Genomic DNA, 22,001 nt, shown 5'->3' on the forward strand with positions numbered 1-22,001 from the left:
GAGGCGCGCTCTCACAGCCCCATGCGGTACATGGTTATCGCTGGGTAGTGGTTTTGTTTCAGAGGATGTACAGACCGCTCCGGCCTGATTCGTTGCCTTCATCGCGCTGGCGTAGAAGATCGTGTCGGACGTCGGAACGCTGTGCAGGATGACCGCTCGGCAATCTTCATCAAACTGTCACGCAACTGTGGCAGCGCGCTTGAACAAACTTCATCAGACTCGCGCTCTACTGGGGTTCTGCGTTTCGGTGTTTCTTCATGCGTTTATTTTTTCTGTTGGCCGCGCTGTTGTTCGGCCTGCCGTCGATGGCGGCTTCGCGTTGCGACGTCAATGTACCGACTGAACGGGTCGATCTGGCACAGGTGAGCCTGGCGTACCAGAGCATCGGCCGTGCCTCGGATCCGGCGCTGTTGCTGGTCATGGGCCTGGGTGGTCAGTTGATCCATTGGCCGGACGAAGTGGTGGTTGCGCTGTGTCAGCAGGGCTTTCGGGTGATCCGCTACGACAACCGCGACGTCGGCCTGTCGACCTGGCGGCAGGCCCCGGTCGAGGCCAACCTGACCTTTGAAGTGCTGCGCTACAAACTCGGCTTGCCGGTGTCGGCGCCCTATTCGCTGACGGACATGGCCGACGATGCGCTGGGCTTGATGGACGCGCTGCACATCGACCAGTTTCACGTATTGGGCGCGAGCATGGGCGGAATGATCGCCCAGCATCTGGCGGCGATGGCGCCACAACGGGTGGAAAGCCTGACGCTGATCATGACCAGTTCCGGCGCTGAAGGTTTGCCGGCACCGAGTGCGGCGCTCGTGCAATTGCTGGCGCGGCGTGGTGCGCCGAATCGCGAGGTGGCGCTGGAGCAGCAGGCCGATCTGCTGGCGGCGCTTGGCAGCCCCGCGGTGACCGATGACCGGCAAGCGTTGCTGCATCAGGCGGCGGTAGCCTACGACCGGGCGTTCAACCCTGAGGGCGTGAAGCGCCAGATCATGGCGATCCTTGCCGAGCCGAGCCGGGTGGCCTTGCTCAATCAACTGCGGGTGCCGACCCTGGTGGTGCACGGCACGGCCGATCCGCTGTTGCCGGTGATGCACGGCGTGCATCTGGCGGCGCACATTCGTGGCAGTCAGTTGAAGCTGATTCCGGGGCTGGCTCATCGCTTTCAGGAGGCGTTCAAGGCGCCCTTGCTGGCGGCGGTGTTGCCGTATTTGCAAGAGCACCGTGAAGACACCTCGCACTGGGCGCAGATCGAGCCGGTGGCAAGCGGCAACCTGCTGTAGCTGAGGTTTTGGCGTTGTTGATTCGGGCCTCTTCGCGAGCAAGCCCGCTCCCACAAGGGGAACCGTATTCCGAATGTGGGAGCGGGCTTGCTCGCGAAGGGGCCATCACTGTTACTCAAAGAGTAGGCAGGTGTATCCGGGGCGAGCCGGCAGATCCTGAGTGAAGCCAATGCTGTGATCAGCTGTGCAGGCGCACCCAGACCGTGACCAGCACGGTCGCCGCGATCAGCCACGCGACCACCGCCACCGCCAGTGAAGCTTCCAGGCGCATGCGGTCAACCATCACGTACAGCGTCGCCAGATAGATGAAGTACGGAATGATCGACCACATGCCGAACACAATCGTCGCCTTCAGATCATTGATCGAACGGCTGTTGCCGACGATGTAGTGGGCGATCAGGGCGAAGGTCGGAAACAGCGGCACCAGTCCGGCGATGTAATAGTTTCTGGTCTTCGACAGCGCGGCGAGGATCACCACCACCGCCGCGCCGAGTGCCGCTTTGAGTATCAGATCCATCAATGGCTCAACCCGTACTTTTTCACTTTGTCGAACAGCGTGGTCTTGGCCATGCCCAGTTCTTGACTGGCCTGGGTCAGGTTGCCGCCACTGCGTTGCAAGGCGTCATTGAGCAGGTTGCGCTCGAAGGCTTCCACCGCTTCGGCGAACGCCAGCCCCTGACCGCCGCTGCTGGCGCCGGACTTCTTGAACGCCGGCAGGCCGAGGGCAAAGCGCTCGGCGACGTTACGCAGCTCACGCACGTTGCCCGGCCAGTCGTGGCTCATCAGGTTCGACAGGGTCTGGTTGTCCAGCTCGGGCAATACCCGGTCGAAACGCAGCGCCGACTGCTGGGTGAAGTGTTCGAACAGTTGCAGGATATCTTCACGGCGCTCGCGCAGCGGCGGCAGTTCCAGGGTCACCACGTTGAGGCGGTAGTACAAGTCGCTGCGAAACTCGCCGGCCTTGCTCGCTTCGTCGAGGTCGGATTTGGTTGCGGCAATCACCCGGCAATCCACCGCCACGCTCTGGTTCGAACCGAGGCGTTCGAGGGTGCGTTCCTGCAACACCCGCAGCAATTTGATCTGCAGGGGCAGGGGCATGCTTTCCACCTCGTCGAGGAACAGCGTGCCGCCGTCGGCGTGTTCGATCTTGCCGATGCGCCGTTTACCGGCGCCGGTGAAGGCGTTGGCCTCGTGGCCGAAGATCTCGCTTTCGAAGAGGTTTTCCGGCAGGCCGCCGCAGTTCAGCGCGACAAATTGCTTGGCATGCCGGCGACTGAAGTCGTGCAGGCAACGGGCGACCAGTTCCTTGCCGGTGCCGGTCTCGCCTTCGATCAATACGTTGGCCGAGGTGTCGGCGACGTTGGCGATCAGTTCGCGCAGGTTCTGCATGGCTGGCGAGCGCCCGATGATCCGGCCTTCGAGGGAATCGCGTTCGGCCAGTTGCCGACGCAGCGAGGAGACTTCGCGGGCGAGGCTGCGTTGCTCCAGTGCGCGGCGGGCGACATCCACCAGACGTTCCGGCGAGAACGGTTTCTCCATGAAATCGTAGGCGCCTTTCTGCATCGCGCCGACCGCCATGGAGATATCGCCATGACCGGTGATCAGCACCACCGGCAGACTGCGGTCGCGTGCCTTGAGGCGGGTCAGCAGTTCCAGGCCATCGATGCCGGGCAAGCGAATGTCGCTGATGACGATCCCGGCAAAGTTGTCGCCGACCCGCTCCAGCGCTTCTTCGGCACTGCCGACGCCGATGCAGGGAATGTCTTCCAGGGTCAGCGCCTGCTGGCAGCCGAGCAGCACATGGGGGTCGTCTTCGACGATCAGCACACTAAGGTCGTGGTTCATATTGGCTCGGCAGGAGTAGGGCTTACCAACGGTAAACTGAGGACGAAGGTGGTGCCACCGCTGACCGGGTGTTCGACTCCCAAGTGTCCGCCGGTGGCGGCAGCGAGGCTGGCGGAGAGGGTCAGGCCGAGGCCCAGACCCTGTTCGCCGGGTTTGGTGGTGAAGAACGGCTCGAACAGATGCTTGCGTGCTTCGGCGTCGACACCGTGGCCGTTGTCGCGCACCCGCAGGCGATATTTGCCGTTGAACTCTTCGCCTTCCAGCCACAGCTGCGGTGAAGGTTGCGTCTGCATGGCGTCGAGGGCGTTGCCGATCAGGTTGACCAGAATCTGTTCGAGGCGGGTCTGGTCGATCTGCACCTGTACGTCGCTGAACTGCCGGTGCAGTTGCAGCGCCATGCCCTCGACCCGCGCGCCGAGCAGTTGCAGGGCCGCGTCCACCGCTTTGCCGAGACTGGCCTGGCCTTCATTGTCGCCGCGCCGGGCGAACGAGCGCAGGCTGGCGGTGATCCGGCCCATGCGGTCGATCAGGTCGTTGATGGTCTTGAGGTTGGTGCTGGCGACGTCGAGCTGGCCGCGTTCCAGAAAGCGAATGGTGTTGCCGGACAGGGTGCGCATCGCCGCCAGCGGCTGGTTCAGTTCGTGGGCGATGCTGGTCGACATCTGGCCGATGGCCGCGAGTTTGCCGGCCTGCACCAGTTCGTCCTGGGCGCGGCGCAGGGTTTCTTCGGCCTGGCGCCGTTCGCGGATCTGGCTCTTCAGCCGTTCGTTGCTGGCGCGCAGATCGCCGGTGCGTTCGGTAATCCGACGCTCCAGTTGATTGTTGGCTTCCTGCAAGGCTTCGCGGGCGGCGAGGCGGGTGGCGATGACCTTGCGCCGCTCGTTCCAGGCGATCAGCAGGAACGCCACCAGCGCGAAGGCCACGGCCACCAGGATCCCCTGATTGATCGCTTCACGACGCAAGTCCTGCAACGGCGTGAGCAGGGTGAAATTCCATGGCGTGTCGCTCAGCGGCCGGGTCTGCGCCAGATAGCTGATGCTGTCGTCATCGGCGCTCAGTTCGCTGTTGGCCGGGAAGGTCAGTTTCTCCACACCGTCGGCCAGGGTTTCGCGGGCCAGCGGTTGCAGTTCGTTGAGCGGGAACCAGTAGTACTGCAGGCTGCGGGCGAGCTTCTCTTTGGTTTCATCGCTCAGCGGGACCACCGATTTCAGGCGCCGCGCCGGATCGCTGGAAAGAATGATGATGCCGTTCTCGTCGCTGACGAAGGCTTCCAGGCGGGCGCGTTGCCAGCGCTCTTCCAGCGCTTCGAGGCGCACCTTGACCACGGCGACGCCGATGATCTTGCCGTGTTCTTCCAGACCGTGGGCGAGGTAATAACCGGGTTCGCCGCTGGTGCTGCCGATGCCGTAGAAACGTCCGGGCTCGCCGCGCACGGCGTTCTGGAAATAGGCGCGAAAGGACAGGTCTTCGCCGAGGTAACTGTCGACGTCGCGCCAGTTGCTGGTGGCCATGACGCGGCCGGTAGTGTCCATCACGTAGATAGCCCGACTGCGGCTGCGCCGGTTCAGGCCTTCAAGGTAAGCATTGACCGTTTGCCGGTGTTCCGGGGTCGGGTCGGCCAGCAGTTGCGGGACACTGGTTTCCAGTTCCAGCAGGCTGGGCAGGTAGGTGTATTTGCTGATCTCGCTTTCGACCGTGCGCGCGTGCAGTTCGAGCTGACGCTGGCCGTTCTCGCTGAGGCTGCGGATGCCGAAATGTTCACTGGTCCAGAAGCCGATGTAACCCAGTCCGATCATCAGGATGATGATCAGCGGCGGCAGGAACAGATGGCGAATCAGACGGGGCTTCACGGCAAGTGATGGCGGCGCTGCGCGATAGAGATTGGGGTCGCATTTCATCACAGTTGCCTTGGGTCAACCACCACACAAATCTCTGGATCATCATCGATCCAATGTGGGAGCGGTGTGTGGTTTTTTAGTGCTGCAGGATTTTCTCGAGGAAGTGCTGCGCGCGTTCGGAGCGGGCGCTGATGTCGCCGAAGAACTCCTCTTTAGGGCAGTCTTCGATGATCTTGCCGGCGTCCATGAAGATCACGCGATCAGCCACTTTGCGCGCGAAGCCCATTTCGTGGGTCACGCACATCATGGTCATGCCTTCGTGGGCCAGTTGCACCATCACGTCGAGCACTTCGTTGACCATTTCCGGGTCGAGCGCCGAGGTCGGTTCGTCGAACAGCATGACGATCGGGTCCATGGCCAGTGCACGGGCAATCGCCACACGCTGCTGCTGACCGCCGGACAGTTGCCCCGGGTGCTTGTGCGCATGCGCCGACAAGCCGACGCGTTCCAGCAGTTGCAGACCTTTCTTGGTCGCCTCTTCCTTGCTGCGGCCCAGCACCTTGATCTGCGCGATGGTCAGGTTCTCGGTGATGGTCAGGTGCGGGAACAGCTCGAAGTGCTGGAACACCATACCGACGCGCGAACGCAGTTTCGGCAGGTTGGTCTTGGAGTCGGCAATCGAAGTGCCGTCGACGACGATGTCGCCTTTCTGGAACGGCTCCAGCGCGTTGACGCACTTGATCAGGGTCGACTTGCCCGAACCCGACGGACCGCAGACCACGATCACTTCGCCTTTCTTGACCTCGGTGCTGCAATCAGTCAGCACCTGGAAGTCGCCATACCACTTGTTGATGTTCTTGATGGAGATCATACGGCAAACCTTTTTTGCAGACGCTTGACCAGCAGCGAGGCGGAAAAGCTGATGATGAAGTAGACGACACCGGCAAAGATCAGGAACTCGTTGGAACGACCGATGATGTCGCCGCTGGAACGGGCGGAGTTGAGGAAGTCCACCAGGCCCACGGTGTAGACCAGCGAGGTGTCCTGGAACAGGATGATCGACTGTTGCAGCAGCAACGGGGTCATCTTGCGGAACGCCTGGGGCAGGATGATCAGCCGCATGGTCTGGCCATAGGTCATGCCCATCGCCTGGGCCGCGGCCATCTGGCCTTTGGGGATCGACTGCACGCCAGCCCGGACGATCTCACAGAAGTACGCGGCTTCGAACATCATGAAAGCCACGACGCAGGAGGTGAACGCGCCGATCGGGGTGTCTTCGCCGGTGATCCAGCGCAGCACGAACGGCACCGCCAGGTAGAACCAGGTGATCACCAGCAGCAGCGGGATCGAGCGGAAGTAGTTCACGTAGGCGCCGGCGACGCGCGACAGCAGTTTGCTCGACGACAGGCGCATCAGCGCGAGGATCGTCCCCAGCACGATACCGCCGATCACGCCCATGACCATCAGTTGCAAGGTCATGACCATGCCGTTCCACAGGCCCGGGATCGCAGGGATGATGCCGCTGAAATCGAAGTCCATTATTTACCCCCCACGGAGATCAGGCCGGGCACTGCGACTTTCTTCTCGACCATGCGCATCAGCAACATCAGGCTCATGTTCAGGGTGAAGTAGATCAGCGTGGCCAGGGTGAAGGCTTCAAACAGGTTGGCCGAGAACTCGGCGGTCTGCTTGGTTTGCGCCAGCAGTTCCATCAGGCCGATCAAGGACGCCACGGAGGAGTTCTTGAACACGTTGAGGAATTCCGAGGTCAGCGGTGGAATGATGATGCGGTAGGCCTGGGGCAGCAGCACGTTCCAATAGATCTGCGGCAGCTTGAAACCCATGGCGCGGGCGGCGGATTCCTGGCCGCGTGGCAGCGCCTGGATGCCGGTGCGCACTTGCTCGCAGACCCGGGCGGCGGTGAACAGGCCCAGGCACACGACCACGCTCAGGTAGGCCGAGGTGGTCGGGTTCAGATCCTGCTTGTACCAGTCCTGCAGGTTTTGCGGCAGCAGATCGGGCACCAGGAAGTACCAGATGAACAGCTGCACCAGCAGCGGCACGTTGCGAAACAGTTCGACGTAGCAGGTCGCGATGCCCGATACGAGGCGGTTCGGCACCGTGCGCATGACCCCCAGAATGGAGCCCAGCAGCAAGGCGATGATCCATGCCACGATGGCGATGGCAATGGTCCAGCCCAGGCCGGCGATGTACCAGTCGAGATAAGTCTCGCTGCCCACGCCGGTGGACTTGAAGAACACGCCCCAGTCCCAGTTGTAATTCATTAGGGTCTCCCCTCGAAATCGATCGATGTACAAGCACCCGCTTGGGGAAGATCCTTTCCCGTCCGACGTTGAACGCCGGGCACACGCGATCGGCTCGAAAACCGCCAGGTCGAGTGTTCCACTGTAAAACCAGCAGGTAACAGACGCCTGAGGGAGGGTGGCTCCCTCAGGGGATAAGGTTAGTCAGGAATCAGATTTTTACGTCAGGCGCCGGCTTGTCGCTCGGGTTGGCGATCAGTTCCTTGACCTTGTCGCTCATCGGGAAGTTGAGGTTCAGGCCCTTTGGCGGAATCGCGGTTTCGAACCACTTCTTGTAGATCTCGTTGATCTTGCCGGATTTGTACAGGCCGACGATGGCGTCATCCACAGCCTTCTTGAAGGCCGGGTCGTCTTTGCGAACCATGCACGCGTAGGCTTCGAAGGATTGCGGAGTACCGGTGATGACCCAGTCGTCCGGCTTCTTGGCCTTGGCTTCTTCGCCGGCCAGCAGGGCGTCGTCCATCATGAAGGCAACGGCACGGCCGCTTTCCAACATGTTGAAGGATTCGCCGTGGTCCTTGGCGGAGATGATGTTCATGCCCATCTGCTTGTCGGCGTTCATCGCTTTGATGATGCGCTCGGACGTGGTGCCAGCGGTGGTCACGACGTTTTTGCCTTTGAGGTCGGCAAAGTCTTTGTAGGACGGGTTGCCATCCTTGTCTTTCTTGACCAGCAGACGGGTGCCGATTTCGAAGATGTTGACGGTGAAGTCGACTTGCTGGGCGCGCTCGGCGTTATTGGTGGTCGAACCACACTCGATATCCGCGGTGCCGTTCTGGATCAGCGGGATACGGGTTTGCGAGGTCACCAGGTTGTATTTGACCTGCAGGTCTGGCTTGTTCAGGTCTTTTTTCAGGGCTTCAACGATGGCCATTTGAATGTCGTGGGAGTAGCCCACTGGCTTGCCGGAAGCATCCGCGATATAGGAAAACGGAATGGAACTGTCGCGGTGAGCGAGGGTGATGGTGCCGGAATCGTTGATTTTCTTCAGGGTGCCGGTGAGCTCGGCAGCGAAAACTGGAGTGCTGATCAGAGCGGCCGCAATGGCTGCGCCCAGGATATGGGGAACGATGCGCATCAAATTTTCCTCGAATTGTTTTTTTTATGGAGCCAGTTCGTCGGCCCTTTTGTGCTTCGAATGCCTGACGGCTCCTGAAGTGTTGGCACGGCAGGCATTCGTCGAGAGAGTGTAGAGCATGAGTCGTGCCAGAGCAGTCGATAGTGGCTAATGGCTTGATTTATAAGGTGATTAAAGTTTTGTGTCGGTGTTTTTCGATGAAACTGATCCGGTTATCCGAATCGACCGGGAGGTCGCGTTCGGAAATCCGAACGCTCTTTTAATCGCTGCCCTCATATTGATGATCGTTCGAGCCCACATTCCCTTGTGGCGAGGGGATTTATCCCCGATAGGTCGCGAAGCGGCCTTCTTTCAGCGCAAAGGCGAGGACCGCTTCGCAGTCCATCGGGGATAAATCCCCTCGCCACAGGGTTAGTGGCAGGCAAAGTAAGTCACGCAGCAAAAAGCCCCTGAATCTCTCAATTCAGGGGCTTTCGTTTAAGCGATGTTCAAATCACGCCGCTTCAGTCTTGCGGTTCTGCTCGACCTTGCCCAGGTAGGCCGCCAGTTTCTCTTGCTCGGCCGGGGTAGTGAACAGGCCCAGTTTGCTGCGACGCCACAGGATGTCGTGCGCCGTGGTGGCCCATTCTTCGCTGCACAGGTAATCGACTTCACGGGTGTAGAGCCCGCCACCAATGTGTTCGCCCATGTCGGCGAGGGTTTCCACGCCTTCGAGCATGCGCCAGGTGCGGCTGCCGTAGGTGGTGGCCCAGCGGCGGGCGATCTCGGTCGGGACGAAGTCGAACTTGTCGCGGATCTGCGCGCTCAAGGCTTGCGGGGTGGTCATGTCTTCGCCGCCGGGCAGGGTCGCGGTGGCGGTCCAGCTTGGGCGCATCTGGGTGAAGTACGGCATCAACTGGGCCATCGCTGACTCGGCGAGTTTGCGGTAGGTGGTCAGTTTGCCGCCGAACACCGACAGCAGCGGTGCTTCTTCGCCACCGCCAGACAATGCCAGGGTGTAATCGCGGGTCACGGCGGACGGGTTGTCGGATTCGTCGTTGCACAGTGGACGCACGCCCGAGTAGCTGTGCTGAATGTCGTCGCGGCTGATCTGCTTCTTGAAGTGAGCGTTGACCACTTTCAGCAGGTAATCGGTTTCGCCGTCGGTGATTGCCACTTTCGCCGGATCGCCGGTGTATTCACGGTCGGTGGTGCCGATCAGGGTGAAGTGGTTCAGGTACGGAATGGTGAAGACGATGCGCTGATCTTCGTTTTGCAGGATGTGCGCGTGATCGCCTTCGTACAGTTTCGGCACGATGATGTGGCTGCCCTGAATCAGGCGGATGCCGTACGGCGATTCCATTTTCAGGTCGTCACGAATGAACTTGGCGACCCACGGGCCGGCCGCATTCACCAGTGCTTTGGCGGTGATCGAAAACAGGCTGCCGTCAGCGCGTTCCAGGTTCAGGTGCCACAGGCCCTTGGCGCGGCGGGCGCTGACGCAACGGGTCTGGGTGTGTACGTGGGCACCTTTTTCCCGGGCGGCCATGGCGTTCAGAACGACGAGGCGGGCGTCATCGACCCAGCAATCGGAATATTCGAAGCCCTTGGTGATTTCGCTTTTCAGTGCGCTGTCGGCACCGAACTTCAGGCTTTTCGAACCTGGCAGCTTTTCACGCTTGCCGAGGTTGTCATAAAGGAACAGACCGGCGCGGATCATCCAGGCCGGACGCAGGTGCGGACGGTGCGGCAGCACAAAACGCATCGGCTTGACGATGTGTGGCGCCTTGGCCAGCAACACTTCGCGCTCGGCCAGCGCTTCACGCACCAGACGGAATTCGTAATGTTCGAGGTAGCGCAGGCCACCGTGGATCAGCTTGCTGCTGGCCGACGAGGTGTGGCTGGCCAGGTCATCCTTTTCGCAAAGGAACACCGAGAGACCGCGACCGGCGGCATCTGCTGCGATCCCCACGCCATTGATCCCGCCGCCAATCACGGCAACGTCGTAGATCTCGGAGATAGGGGGCGTACGCAAGGTAGATGTGGACATCGGCTGGCCTCGGGCTCTTTTGATTTTCTGTCTTGGAAATCGAACATAAATGTTCATTTGCGAAAATGGTAGCCCATAAAGACGCGCGCAGCCAGTCGCGTTCGATTGAAAAAACTCATCGAAGGGCGGCTAAAAGAAAATTTTCGAACATTATTGAGTCGAGGGATGCTTTTTGTGGCGAGGGGATTCATCCCCGATGGGCCGCGTAGCGGCCCCTCAATCAACTACCGTGGGGTATCAGGCACACCGCATTGGATGGTTTTGGGACTGCTTCGCAGCCCATCGGGGATAAATCCCCTCGCCACATGGGAATGTTGAGGGTTTAAACGACTTCCAGACGAATCTTGTGCTGGCTCAGCAGTTGCGGCAGTGCCGGCACTGGCTGCTGATCGGTCACCAGGCAGTCGATCAGGCTGATCGGACCCAATCGAATCATCGCATTGCGCCCGAACTTGCTCGAGTCCGCCGCCAGAATCACCTGCCGCGCATTGGCAATGATCGCCTGCGACACGCGCACTTCCTGATAATCGAAGTCGAGCAGGCTGCCGTCTTCGTCGATGCCGCTGATACCCACCAGCGCGAAATCGACCTTGAACTGGTTGATGAAGTCCACGCTCGCCTGACCCACCACACCGCCGTCACGGCGCACGTTGCCGCCAGTCAGTAGCACATCGAAATCATCCTTGGCACTGAGCATCGAGGCGACGTGCAGGTTGTTGGTGATGATCTTCAGATGGTTGTGATTGAGCAGGGCGCGGGCAATCGATTCGGTGGTGGTGCCGATGTTGATGAACAGCGAGGCGTGATCGGGGATCTGCGCGGCGATGGCTTCGCCGATGCGTTGTTTTTCGTCGCGCATCTGGTCGGCGCGCATCGCGTAGGCGGTGTTTTCGACGCTGGAATCATAGGCCGCGCCGCCATGGTAGCGGCGCAACAGATTGGCTTCCGCGAGCTGATTGATATCGCGGCGGATGGTTTGCGGGGTAACAACGAACAGCGTGGCCATTTCCTCGATGCTCACATAGCCGCGTTCGCGGACCAGCTCGAGGATTTGCTGCTGACGGGGAGGCAGATTCATGGGGCTTCCTTTGGGCTGCCGTGCAAAATTTGCCCATGATGACGCAGGAATCTCCTCCCGACCAGTTTCCAAACAACGTGAAAGCTACTGCGCTCGGCAATCCTGCGTTAAAAACAGGCTCGGACTGCTCATTTACAAACCCGTAAACTCCGCGTCCTCGCCTGTTTTTGCCTTGTCTTGCCTTCGCTCGCTACGCTTTCACGCTGTTTGGACAGCTTAAGTCAGTCTTCAGACTGGCTTATTCAGCGTCTTCACGCGCCCAGTCACGGGTGCGGCTGACGGCTTTTTTCCAGCCTTTGTACAGTTTCTCTTTCTCGACTTCTTCCAGGCTCGGTTCGAACTCACGCTCGATCACGGCCTTGCCGCGCAGTTCGTCGAGGCTGCCCCAGAAACCGCACGCCAGACCGGCCAGATACGCTGCGCCCAGCGCGGTGGTTTCGCGCATTTGCGGACGCTCGACCTGGGTGCCGAGGATGTCGGCCTGGAACTGCATGAGGAAGTTGTTCGCGACCGCGCCGCCGTCCACGCGCAGGGCCTTGAGGCGTTCGCCGGAGTCCTGTTGCATGGCGTCGAGTACGTCGCGGGTCTGGTAGGCGATCGATTCCAGCGCAGCGCGGATGATGTGATCCACGCGCACGCCGCGCGTCAGACCGAACAGTGCACCGCGGGCATACGGGTCCCAGTACGGAGCGCCCAGACCGGTGAAGGCCGGTACCAGGTACACGCCGTTGCTGTCCTTCACTTTATTGGCGAAGTATTCGGTGTCGTGAGCGTCGTTGACGATCTTCAGTTCATCGCGCAGCCACTGCACGGTCGAACCGCCGTTGAACACCGCGCCTTCCAAAGCGTAAGCCACTTCGCCACGCGGGCCGCAAGCGATGGTGGTGAGCATGCCGTGTTGCGATTTCACCGCTTTGTCGCCGGTGTTCATCAGCAGGAAGCAGCCGGTGCCGTAGGTGTTTTTCGCCTGGCCCGGCTCGACGCACATCTGGCCGAACAGTGCCGCTTGCTGATCACCGGCGATACCGCCGATGGCGATGCCGCTCTTGGTGCGACCGTAGATTTCCGAAGAGGCTTTGACTTCCGGGAGCATTTCGCGCGGGATGTCGAGGATTTCCAGCATCTTCGAATCCCACTCCAGCGAATGGATGTTGAAGAGCATGGTGCGCGAGGCGTTGGTGTAGTCGGTGACGTGTACCTTGCCACCGGTGAATTTCCAGATCAGCCAGCTATCGACGGTGCCGAACAGCAGTTCGCCATTGCGCGCACGCTCGCGGCTACCTTCGACGTTGTCGAGGATCCACTTCAGCTTGGTGCCGGAGAAGTACGGGTCGGTGACCAGACCAGTGTTGTCGCGGATGTACTCTTCGTGGCCATCGCGCTTGAGCTGCTGGCAGATCTCGGTGCTGCGGCGGCACTGCCAGACGATGGCGTTGTACACCGGACGACCGGTGGTCTTGTCCCAGACCACGGTGGTTTCACGCTGGTTGGTGATACCGATGGCGGCGACCTGATCGTGATGCAGACCGGCCTGTGCCAGCGCTTCGACCATCACCGCGCTCTGGGTCGCAAAGATTTCCATTGGATCGTGTTCGACCCAGCCGGCTTGCGGGTAGTGCTGGGCGAATTCGCGCTGGGCGGTGCAGACCACGTTCGCATCGCGGTCGAAAATGATCGCGCGGGAGCTGGTCGTACCCTGATCGAGGGCAATGATGTAGTTCTTATTCTGAATGTCGGTCATGTCGATTGCCTTGGACGAAATAAGGGAGAGTGGGCCGTGGCGCGGGCTCTAAAGGGCAGGAACCCGCGCCGACTGTTTCAAGAAGTTCTTGGTTTGCCGTCAATGGCCGGTTCTGCATCCTTTGTAGCAGGTGTGGCGCCGGTCAGGTGACGGGCGATGAGCCCGCGATACCCGGCAGCGCCGAGGCAGGCACCGACAATCGGTGCAAAAATCGGAATCAGGAAGTACGGAATATCGCGGCCGCCAGTGAAGGAAATTTCACCCCAGCCGGCGAAGAAAGTCATCAGTTTCGGACCGAAGTCACGCGCCGGGTTCATCGCAAAACCGGTCAGCGGGCCCATCGAGCTGCCGATTACGGCAATCAGCAAACCGATCAGCAGCGGAGCCATCGGGCCTTTCGGCAGACCGTTGTTGTCATCGGTCAGGGCCATGATCACGCCCATCAGGATCGCGGTGATGATCATCTCGACCAGGAATGCCTGAGCGGTGGACAGTACCGGATTGGGGAAGGTCGAGAACACCGAGGCCAACTCAAGGCTGGCGGCGGTGCCACGCACCATGTGGTGAGTTTGTTCGTAATCGAAGAATAAATTGCTGTACAGCGTGTACACCAACAGCGCACCGCAGAACGCGCCGGCGATCTGCGACAGGATATAGAACGGCAGTTTGCGCTTTTCGAAGTCGGCGAAAATGCTCAGGGCAATGCTCACGGCGGGGTTCAGATGCGCGCCGGAAACCCCGGCGGTCAAGTAGATCGCCATGCTCACGCCGACGCCCCAGATAATGCTGATTTCCCACAGACCGAAGCTGGCGCCCGCGACTTTGAGCGCGGCGACACAGCCAGTGCCGAAAAAGATCAGAAGTGCAGTCCCCAGAAACTCGGCCAGGCATTGGCCGGAAAGCGATGGTTGCTGTAAAGCAGTTGTCATTGAAAACCTCGATTTTTGTTGTTGTCTGGCGCGTTTGCCGTCAGGGCAAGGCGCGATTTTCCCCGGGGCAGGATCCCCATCCTGTTCCCGGTTTACTGCTGGGTGCTGCGGTGATGATAATTCTTACATTATTCAGATTCGAAAAAATATAGACAAGAAACAAACCTGTCAAAGGTCGAAAGTGAACCATCGGTCACAATTAAACTATCAGCCTGCTGAATGATCCTGCGGAGGACGGGGGCGATAGCCCGGTGATTCACCTGCAACGCCCGGAAAACGGGGCCTGCGCTAGAGCCTTTTGCGAGGTGATGGCCTAGAATCCGGCGCAGGATTTTTCTGTTGATACCGAGCCTGGAGCTGCCATGACCCCTGCGTTGGACTTGTTGAAAAAAGTTCGTGCCGAACATCGCGTGCACAGTTACGAACATGACCCCAAGGCCGCGTCCTATGGGCTGGAGGCCGCCGAGAAACTGGCGCTGGAGCCGGCGCAGGTGTTCAAGACGCTGCTCGCTGCCAGCGAAAAAGGTGAATTGCTGGTCGCGGTGGTGCCGGTCGTCGGAAGTCTTGATCTCAAAGGTCTGGCACACGCGGCGGGCGTCAAGAAAGTCGAAATGGCTGACCCGGCTGCGGCGCAGCGTTCCACCGGTTACCTGTTGGGCGGCATCAGTCCGCTGGGGCAGAAGAAGCGTCTGCGCACCTTCATCGATAACTCGGCCCAAGGCTTTGCGACTATTTATGTCAGTGCTGGCCGACGTGGCCTGGAAGTCGAATTGGCGCCGGCGGTTCTGGCTGAACACACGCAAGCCAAATTTGCCGACATCGGTCGTGCATGAACTTGCGTTCTGTATGAAGAAAATTGCCCGGTTCTGTCACTGGCGCTGAGCGCAGCGTGGCTGCATGCTCTGCCGACTCACTCAGGGAGAAGGTTATGCAGCTCGAATTTCATCAGGTTGATGCGTTCAGTGATCGGCCGTTCAGTGGCAACCCGGCGATGGTGTATCGGCTCGATGCATGGCTCGCGGACGATTTGATGCAGAAGATCGCTGCCGAACACAATCTGGCAGAAACCGCGTTCGTGGTGCGCGAAGGCGCGGCGTGGCACATCCGCTGGTTCACCCCGACCACCGAGGTGCCGCTGTGCGGGCATGCCACACTGGCCAGCGCCTATGTGTTGTTCGAGGTCTACAAGGAAAATGCCGAACGACTGGACTTCATCTGCAAGTCCGGGCCGCTTAGCGTCAGCCGCGAGGGCGATCGCCTGTGGCTGGACTTCCCGTCGATTGTGCCGTCAGAAATTGGCGTGACGCTGGATGTCGAGCGTGCGCTGGGCGTCGAGGCGGTGGATGTGCTCGGTTCCAATGAATTGTTTGTGGTGCTGGAGTCGGAGCAGGCAGTGCTCGACTGCACGCCGGACATGATTGCACTGGCAAAACTGCCGTGGCTCGGCGCCATCGTGACCGCGCGCGGCAATCAGCACGATTTCGTCTCGCGCTACTTCGCCCCGGCGATCGGCATCAATGAAGATCCGGTCACTGGATCTACGCATTGCAGCCTGATTCCGTACTGGTCGAAACGTCTGGGGAAGTCCAGTCTGACCGCGTGCCAGCGTTCGGCGCGGGGCGGGGAGTTGTTCTGTCGGCTGGAGGGGGAGCGGGTGAAGATCGGCGGGAATGCGACGCTGGTGGCCAGCGGCACTCTGATCCTGGGTTGAACCCAAAACCAACTGTGGGAGCGGGCTTGCTCGCGAATGCGGGGTGTCAGTCAACGATGATGGTGGCTGATATACCGCATTCGCGAGCAAGCCCGCTCCCACAGTTTTGATCCGGGGCGGATCAGAGGGCGGTGCTGTAGCGGCGGACGCCGTTTTCCGCAGCCGGGATTTGCGCGGCAGTGCTGCCCGATGCCTGGAACAACACCAGATGTTCAGCCGCTACGCGAATTCCCACCTCCGCACCCACCTGATGGTCGGCATGGCTGGGGAAGATCGATTCCAGTTGCGCACCGGTCGGCAGTTGCAGGCGATACAGGGTCGAGGCACCCAGGAACGTCTTGCCGACGATCCGCGCTTTCAACCCGCTGTCCGGCGCATAAACGATGTCATCCGGACGCAGCAACACATCCACTGCGCCACCCACCGGCCAGGTGTAGGCGCGGTTGCCGCGCAGTTCGCCGAGTTCGGTCTGCACCGACTCCGGGCTGCCGAGCTGGCCGCGGATGAAATAACCCTGACCGATGAAGCTGGCGACAAACGGCGTCGCCGGCTCATGGTAAAGGTTGTAGGGCGTATCCCATTGCTCCAGGCGACCTTCCTTGAATACACCAACATGATCGCTGACGGCGAAGGCTTCTTCCTGATCGTGAGTCACCAGAATCGCACTGGTGCCACGGGCCTTGAGGATGTCACGCACTTCGTGGCTGAGCTTGCGCCGCAGTTCGCCATCGAGGTTGGAGAAGGGCTCGTCGAGCAGCAGCAATTGCGGCTCCGGCGCCAGGGCGCGGGCGAGGGCAACGCGCTGTTGCTGGCCGCCGGACAGCTCGTGCGGGTAGCGCTTGCCGAGGTTCTTCAGGTTGACCAGTTCCAGCAGCTCCTCGGTGACGCGCTCCTTGTTCGGGTGCTTGCGGATACCGAAGGCGATGTTGTCTGCAACACTCAGGTGCGGGAACAGCGCGTAATCCTGAAACACCATGCCGATCCGGCGTTTCTCTGGTGCCAGAGTGAAACCGGCGCTGGAGATGGTTTCACCTCCCAGGGTGATTTCCCCTTCATGCACCGGTTCAAAACCGGCAATCGCGCGCAGGGTGGTGGTCTTGCCGCAGCCGGACGAGCCGAGCAGGCAGCCGATGTCACCGGCGTTGAGGTGCAGATTGAGGTTCTGCACCACGCGTTGATCTTGATAGCCGCAAGCGAGGTTGCGCAGATTCAGCAGTAATTCATGGCTCATGCGTGGTGATATGCCGGTTCGACGAGGAACTCGAGCAGGGCCTTCTGTGCGTGGAGACGGTTTTCTGCCTGATCCCAGGCGACGGAGCGCGGGTCATCAAGCAGGTCGAGGCTGATTTCTTCACCGCGGTGCGCCGGCAGGCAGTGCATGAACAGCACATCTTCGGCCGCCAGATCGAGCAGGGCGCGGGTCACCTGAAACGGAGCGAACAACTTCAGGCGCTTGGCAGTTTCCTCTTCCTGACCCATCGAAGTCCAGACATCGGTGCTCACCAGATGCGCACCGCGCACGGCATCCTGCGGATCACGGACGATGTTCACGCGATCGCCGGCGCGGGCGACAAATTCCGGATTAGGCTCGTAGCCCTGCGGGCAGGCAACGCGCAACTGGAAGTCGAACTGGATCGCCGCTTCTATATAGCTGTTGCACATGTTGTTGCCGTCGCCGATCCAGGCCACGGTCTTGCCCTGGATCGAGCCGCGGTGTTCGAGGAAGGTCTGCATGTCGGCCAGCAACTGGCACGGGTGCAGGTCATCGGACAGGCCGTTGATCACCGGCACGCGCGAGTTGGCGGCGAATTCGGTCAGGGTGCTGTGGGCAAAGGTACGGATCATCACCGCGTCGAGCATGCTCGACATGACGATGGCGCAGTCGCCGATCGGCTCGCCACGGCCCAGCTGGGTGTCGCGTGGCGAGAGGAAGATCGCCTGGCCACCGAGCTGGATCATGCCGGCCTCGAAGGAGATCCGGGTACGGGTCGAGGACTTCTCGAAGATCATCCCCAGGACGCGGTTTTTCAGCGGCTCGAACAGTACGCCGCGGTTACGCAGGTCCTTGAGCTCAACGCCTCGACGGATCACGCTGACCAGCTCTTCGGGCGTGCAATCCATCAGGGAGAGAAAGTGCCTTGCGCTCATCATTGACTACCTTTTTGCTACAGACCGCAGATGCTCAAAGCCTTGTTTAACGGAACAACGGGCGAGACCTGCGGCGTAAGCCGCACGGGGCGACGAAATAGGGGAAGGCGCGATATTGACACTAAATGTCGCGTTACGCCAATAGGCTACGGTTTTTGCGGGATTCGGAGAGCACACTGGATGTTACAGCCGCGCATTTGAAGCCGGGTTCAGGACAGCAGCGAGCCTCTTTGTACACCGGCCTCGCCGGGCTTGGCAATGCGGCGTGGCGGGGATCATGTGGATCAGGTCGGTTTGCGACCGTGGCGCCATGCCATCACTTGGTCGGATGCTCAGACTGAAACATTTGCTAAAGCAAAGTGCTGGGTTATAAATAAGTTTCGAGCGACGCAGGAAGCCTCCGCATGGAATCGAAAGAAAAACTGTTAATGGAACTGCTGGGCCACACAGCTCGCTCACTGACCCATCTCACCGCGTCGGTCACTTCGATGTCTTTCGAGCTGCTGCGCAGCGAGGACGAAGTGGTCAAGACCGCGGGCCGCCACATGATCGATCGCATGGCGACCATCAGTGCCGGGCTCGACGAGCACTGGCGGTTGATCGGCGAACTCACCGGCGTGCACGTCGCCCACGAGCAGATCGAAACCATTCAGGAAATTCAGTTGGCCGCGCCGCCGCAGCTGCCGTCGAACTGAACATGGCGGTGTATCGGCTCGCCTGATAACCGTCGATTCACAAGACGAACGTCGCTGGCGCAGGATCTGCGCCGGGGCCATAGTTTTGTTCCCGCGGGCCTGATTGCCTGCCCAGAACAAGACAGAGACTGGCCATGACCAAGACTCTCCATCACCGTGCCTGCCACCTGTGCGAAGCCATCTGCGGCCTGACCATCGAGACCACCGAAACCGATGGCAACGTCGCGATCACCTCGATCAAGGGGGACGCGCTCGACACGTTCAGTCGTGGGCACATCTGCCCCAAGGCCGTGGCCCTGCAAGACATCCAGAATGATCCCGACCGCCTGCGCCAGCCGATGCGCCGGGTCGGCAGCGAATGGCTGCCGATCGAGTGGGACGAAGCCTTCGCACTGGTGGCCGAGCGTCTGGCGGCGATTCAGCAGCGTCACGGGCAGAATGCGGTGGCGGTCTACCAGGGCAACCCGAGCGTGCACAACTATGGGCTGATGACTCACAGCAACTACTTTCTCGGCCTGCTGAAGACGCGCAATCGCTTCTCGGCGACTTCGGTCGATCAGTTGCCGCATCACCTGAGCAGTTACCTGATGTACGGCCACGGCTTGCTGTTGCCGATCCCGGACATTGATCACACCGATTTCATGCTGATCCTGGGCGGTAATCCGCTGGCATCGAACGGCAGCATCATGACCGTGCCCAATGTCGAGAAACGCCTGAAGGCGATTCAGGCGCGCGGCGGCAAAGTGGTGGTGGTCGATCCACGGCGCAGCGAAACGGCAGCTATCGCCGATCAGCACTTGTTTGTGCGGCCGGGTGGCGACGCGGCGCTGTTGTTTGGCTTACTCAATACGCTTTTCAGCGAAGGGCTGACCCGTGACTGTCACTTGCCGGTTGATGGCCTTGATGAAGTGCGCGCAGCCGTCGCCACGTTTACTGCCGAAGCCATGAGCCCGCTGTGCGCCGTTCCCGCTGAACAGATCCGCCAACTGGCCCGGGACTTCGCCGCTGCACCAAGCGCTGTTTGCTACGGCCGGATGGGCGTTTCCACTCAGGCCTTCGGCACGCTATGCCATTGGGTCGTGCAGTTGATCAATCTGGTGACTGGCAATCTCGATCGCGTCGGCGGTGCCTTGTGCACAGAGCCAGCGGTGGATCTGGTGGCATCGACCTCGGGCGGGCATTTCAACAAATGGCAGAGCCGGGTATCCGGGCGGCCCGAGTACGGCGGCGAGCTGCCGGTATCGGCGCTGGCGGAAGAGATGCTCACCGAAGGCGAAGGGCAGATTCGCGCGCTGATCACTGTGGCCGGCAATCCGGTGTTGTCGACGCCAAACGGCCGGCAACTGGAGCAGGCGCTCGATGGTCTGGAGTTCATGCTCAGCATCGACCTGTACATTAACGAAACCACGCGCTACGCCGATCTGATTCTGCCGTCGACCTCAGCGCTGGAGAACGATCATTACGACACTACTTTCAATCTGTTCGCGGTACGCAACGTCACCCGCTTCAACCGCGCGATTCTCGCCAAGCCCGAGGGCGCATTACACGACTGGGAGATCTTTGTCGGTCTGGCCAAGGCGTTTGCCGAGAAGACCGGCAAGGAGCTGAAACCGACGATGCCGCCGGCGAAGATGATCGACATGGGCCTGCGCATGGGCCTGTATGGCGATGCGTCCGAGCAAAAGCTGTCATTGGCGACATTGTTCGATCATCCGCACGGGATAGATCTTGGGGCGTTGAAGCCTAATCTGGCTGCACGCCTCAAGACGCCGAATCAACGAGTGCAGGCTGCGCCGCCGGAAATTCTCGCCGATCTCGCACGCTTTGCGGCCTTGCAGGCGCCGGCGGCCGATGAGCTGCTGATGATCGGCCGGCGCCATGTGCGCAGCAACAATTCGTGGATGCATAACTACCATCGTCTGGTGAAGGGCAAGCCACGGCATCAATTGCTGATGCACCCGGATGACCTCGCCAGCCGGGGGCTCAACGATGGTCAGTTAGTTCGCGTCAGCTCGCGGGTAGGGCAGATCGAGGTCGAGGTGCTCGGCAGTCTGGACATGATGAAGGGCGTGGTCAGCCTGCCGCACGGTTGGGGACATGCTCGGCCGGGCGTGCAAATGGCAATCGCCAGTGGGCAGCCGGGATCGAGTGCCAACGACCTGACCGATGAATGCCAGCTCGACGAGTTGTCGGGTAACGCCGCGCTCAATGGCGTGCCGGTGACCGTGGCAGCGGCCTGAACGAGACCGTCGGGGAGACCGAGCATGGCGCTCGGGATTCCGTTACAATGCGTCACCGTGCCGACCCATGAGTCGGAAAGTTCAGCCGAGGTGCTCCATGGATATCATCGAAACGATTAAAGAGCAGATTGCCAACAACACCATTCTGCTTTACATGAAAGGCTCGCCGAATGCCCCGCAGTGTGGCTTCTCCGCGAAAGCTGCGCAGGCTGTAATGGGCTGTGGCGAGAAGTTCGCCTACGTCGACATCCTGCAGAACCCGGAAATCCGCGCCAACCTGCCAAAGTACGCCAACTGGCCGACTTTCCCGCAACTGTGGGTCGGCGGTGAGCTGGTCGGCGGTAGCGACATCATGGCTGAAATGTTCGCCAACGGTGAGCTGCAGACTCTGGTCAAGGAAGCATCGGCCAAGGCTGCTGCGGCCAAGTCCGAAGCCTGATCCGGTTTTTGTGGGAGCGAGCAAGCTCGCTCCCACAGGGATCTGCATCTGATCCGGGATTTGCCAATAAAAAGCCCCGCACCTCGAAAGAGGGCGGGGCTTTTTAGTGTCGCGAATTCAGCGGGCGCTTATTTACTCTTCGCCCATCTGCGATTGCAGATAGTTCTCAAGACCGACTTTATCGATCAGGCCCAGTTGGGTTTCCAGCCAGTCGATATGCTCTTCTTCGGATTCGAGAATGTCTTCGAGCAGTTCACGGCTGCCAAAGTCGCCAACCGATTCGCAATGGGCGATGGCGGCTTTCAGATCGGCGTGGCCGGTCTTCTCGATACGCAGGTCACATTCCAGCATCTCCTGGGTGTGCTCGCCGATGTGCAGCTTGCCCAGATCCTGCACGTTCGGCAGGCCTTCGAGGAACAGAATGCGCTTGATCAGCTTGTCCGCGTGTTTCATCTCGTCGATGGATTCGTGGTACTCGTGCTTGCCCAGCTTGTTCAGGCCCCAATCTTCATACATGCGCGCATGCAGGAAGTACTGATTGATCGCGACCAGTTCATTGGCAAGGATCTTGTTGAGATGCTGGATGACTGTAATGTCGCCTTTCATGATGGGAGTCCTGCCCTGTATTA

The 22,001-nt window shown here is 60.3% G+C and carries 20 protein-coding genes; 6 read left to right on the forward strand and 14 right to left on the reverse strand.

Annotated features, from left to right (window positions below):
* Positions 1-257 precede the first annotated feature (257 nt).
* The gene (locus tag VLA07_RS05940) at positions 258-1,277 is read left to right on the forward strand and encodes an alpha/beta fold hydrolase (RefSeq protein WP_027612081.1); all 1,020 of its coding nucleotides are present in this window, start codon (positions 258-260) and stop codon (positions 1,275-1,277) included.
* A gap of 178 nt (positions 1,278-1,455) precedes the next feature.
* On the opposite strand, the gene VLA07_RS05945 is transcribed toward VLA07_RS05940, so the two are convergent.
* The 11 genes from VLA07_RS05945 to VLA07_RS05995 all read right to left on the reverse strand — a co-directional run bounded on the left by VLA07_RS05945 (position 1,456) and on the right by VLA07_RS05995 (position 14,139).
* On the reverse strand, positions 1,456-1,785 hold the full coding sequence (locus tag VLA07_RS05945) for a GlpM family protein (protein ID WP_333989073.1): 330 nt from the start codon (positions 1,783-1,785) through the stop codon (positions 1,456-1,458).
* Positions 1,786-1,793: 8 nt separating this feature from the next.
* Positions 1,794-3,122 carry a sigma-54-dependent transcriptional regulator gene (locus VLA07_RS05950; protein ID WP_027612079.1) on the reverse strand — a complete coding sequence of 443 codons (1,329 nt, stop codon included), beginning with the start codon at positions 3,120-3,122 and terminating at the stop codon, positions 1,794-1,796.
* Positions 3,119-5,020: a sensor histidine kinase gene (locus VLA07_RS05955; protein WP_097086060.1), complete on the reverse strand. Its 1,902-nt coding sequence runs from the start codon at positions 5,018-5,020 to the stop codon at positions 3,119-3,121. The genes VLA07_RS05950 and VLA07_RS05955 overlap by 4 nt, the downstream gene beginning before the upstream one ends.
* Positions 5,021-5,096: 76 nt before the next feature.
* Positions 5,097-5,831: an amino acid ABC transporter ATP-binding protein gene (locus tag VLA07_RS05960; protein WP_007963947.1), complete on the reverse strand. Its 735-nt coding sequence runs from the start codon at positions 5,829-5,831 to the stop codon at positions 5,097-5,099.
* Complete coding sequence (locus VLA07_RS05965) at positions 5,828-6,499, reverse strand: amino acid ABC transporter permease (RefSeq protein ID WP_007963949.1); 672 nt, start codon at positions 6,497-6,499, stop codon at positions 5,828-5,830. The genes VLA07_RS05960 and VLA07_RS05965 overlap by 4 nt, the downstream gene beginning before the upstream one ends.
* Positions 6,499-7,245 (reverse strand): amino acid ABC transporter permease, encoded by a 747-nt coding sequence (locus tag VLA07_RS05970; protein WP_027612077.1) that lies wholly within the window; start codon positions 7,243-7,245, stop codon positions 6,499-6,501. Before VLA07_RS05970 ends, VLA07_RS05965 begins: the two co-directional genes overlap by 1 nt.
* Before the next feature lie 190 nt (positions 7,246-7,435).
* Positions 7,436-8,362, reverse strand: a complete 927-nt coding sequence (locus VLA07_RS05975; RefSeq protein WP_115988990.1) for a glutamate/aspartate ABC transporter substrate-binding protein — start codon at positions 8,360-8,362, stop codon at positions 7,436-7,438.
* 493 nt (positions 8,363-8,855) lie between these two features.
* Positions 8,856-10,391 (reverse strand): glycerol-3-phosphate dehydrogenase, encoded by a 1,536-nt coding sequence (gene glpD / locus VLA07_RS05980; RefSeq protein WP_097086058.1) that lies wholly within the window; start codon positions 10,389-10,391, stop codon positions 8,856-8,858.
* A 322-nt stretch (positions 10,392-10,713) separates the two neighbouring features.
* Positions 10,714-11,469 (reverse strand): DeoR family transcriptional regulator, encoded by a 756-nt coding sequence (locus VLA07_RS05985; RefSeq protein WP_333988602.1) that lies wholly within the window; start codon positions 11,467-11,469, stop codon positions 10,714-10,716.
* Between the two features lie 238 nt (positions 11,470-11,707).
* On the reverse strand, positions 11,708-13,210 hold the full coding sequence (gene glpK, locus VLA07_RS05990) for a glycerol kinase GlpK (protein ID WP_095136946.1): 1,503 nt from the start codon (positions 13,208-13,210) through the stop codon (positions 11,708-11,710).
* Positions 13,211-13,287: 77 nt separating this feature from the next.
* The gene (locus VLA07_RS05995) at positions 13,288-14,139 is read right to left on the reverse strand and encodes an MIP/aquaporin family protein (protein WP_027612073.1); all 852 of its coding nucleotides are present in this window, start codon (positions 14,137-14,139) and stop codon (positions 13,288-13,290) included.
* A 362-nt stretch (positions 14,140-14,501) separates the two neighbouring features.
* Between VLA07_RS05995 and ybaK the strand changes: the two genes are divergently transcribed.
* Together ybaK and VLA07_RS06005 are read left to right on the forward strand one after the other, a co-directional pair.
* Positions 14,502-14,972: a Cys-tRNA(Pro) deacylase gene (ybaK, locus tag VLA07_RS06000; RefSeq protein WP_003227741.1), complete on the forward strand. Its 471-nt coding sequence runs from the start codon at positions 14,502-14,504 to the stop codon at positions 14,970-14,972.
* A gap of 95 nt (positions 14,973-15,067) precedes the next feature.
* Positions 15,068-15,850: a PhzF family phenazine biosynthesis protein gene (locus VLA07_RS06005; protein WP_027612072.1), complete on the forward strand. Its 783-nt coding sequence runs from the start codon at positions 15,068-15,070 to the stop codon at positions 15,848-15,850.
* Between the two features lie 121 nt (positions 15,851-15,971).
* Here VLA07_RS06005 and VLA07_RS06010 read toward each other — a convergent pair whose 3' ends face one another.
* Entirely contained in the window at positions 15,972-17,081 is a 1,110-nt protein-coding gene (locus VLA07_RS06010; protein WP_333988603.1) for an ABC transporter ATP-binding protein, read from the reverse strand.
* The gene (argF, locus tag VLA07_RS06015) at positions 17,078-17,998 is read right to left on the reverse strand and encodes an ornithine carbamoyltransferase (protein WP_333988604.1); all 921 of its coding nucleotides are present in this window, start codon (positions 17,996-17,998) and stop codon (positions 17,078-17,080) included. Before argF ends, VLA07_RS06010 begins: the two co-directional genes overlap by 4 nt.
* Before the next feature lie 404 nt (positions 17,999-18,402).
* On the opposite strand from argF, the gene VLA07_RS06020 reads away from it, so the two are divergent.
* From VLA07_RS06020 to grxD, 3 genes are all read left to right on the forward strand, one after another.
* Complete coding sequence (locus VLA07_RS06020; protein WP_027612069.1) at positions 18,403-18,693, forward strand: hypothetical protein; 291 nt, start codon at positions 18,403-18,405, stop codon at positions 18,691-18,693.
* A gap of 134 nt (positions 18,694-18,827) precedes the next feature.
* Complete coding sequence (locus tag VLA07_RS06025; RefSeq protein ID WP_333988605.1) at positions 18,828-20,933, forward strand: molybdopterin oxidoreductase family protein; 2,106 nt, start codon at positions 18,828-18,830, stop codon at positions 20,931-20,933.
* Positions 20,934-21,030: 97 nt separating this feature from the next.
* A complete protein-coding gene (grxD, locus tag VLA07_RS06030) occupies positions 21,031-21,372 on the forward strand; it encodes a Grx4 family monothiol glutaredoxin (RefSeq protein WP_003227729.1) in 342 nt (113 codons plus the stop codon).
* Positions 21,373-21,504: 132 nt separating this feature from the next.
* On the opposite strand, the gene bfr is transcribed toward grxD, so the two are convergent.
* The gene (gene bfr, locus VLA07_RS06035) at positions 21,505-21,978 is read right to left on the reverse strand and encodes a bacterioferritin (protein WP_003227727.1); all 474 of its coding nucleotides are present in this window, start codon (positions 21,976-21,978) and stop codon (positions 21,505-21,507) included.
* Positions 21,979-22,001: the final 23 nt, after the last annotated feature.

This window comes from Pseudomonas sp. S3(2024), assembly GCF_036861315.1.
GTDB lineage: Bacteria > Pseudomonadota > Gammaproteobacteria > Pseudomonadales > Pseudomonadaceae > Aquipseudomonas > Aquipseudomonas putida_A.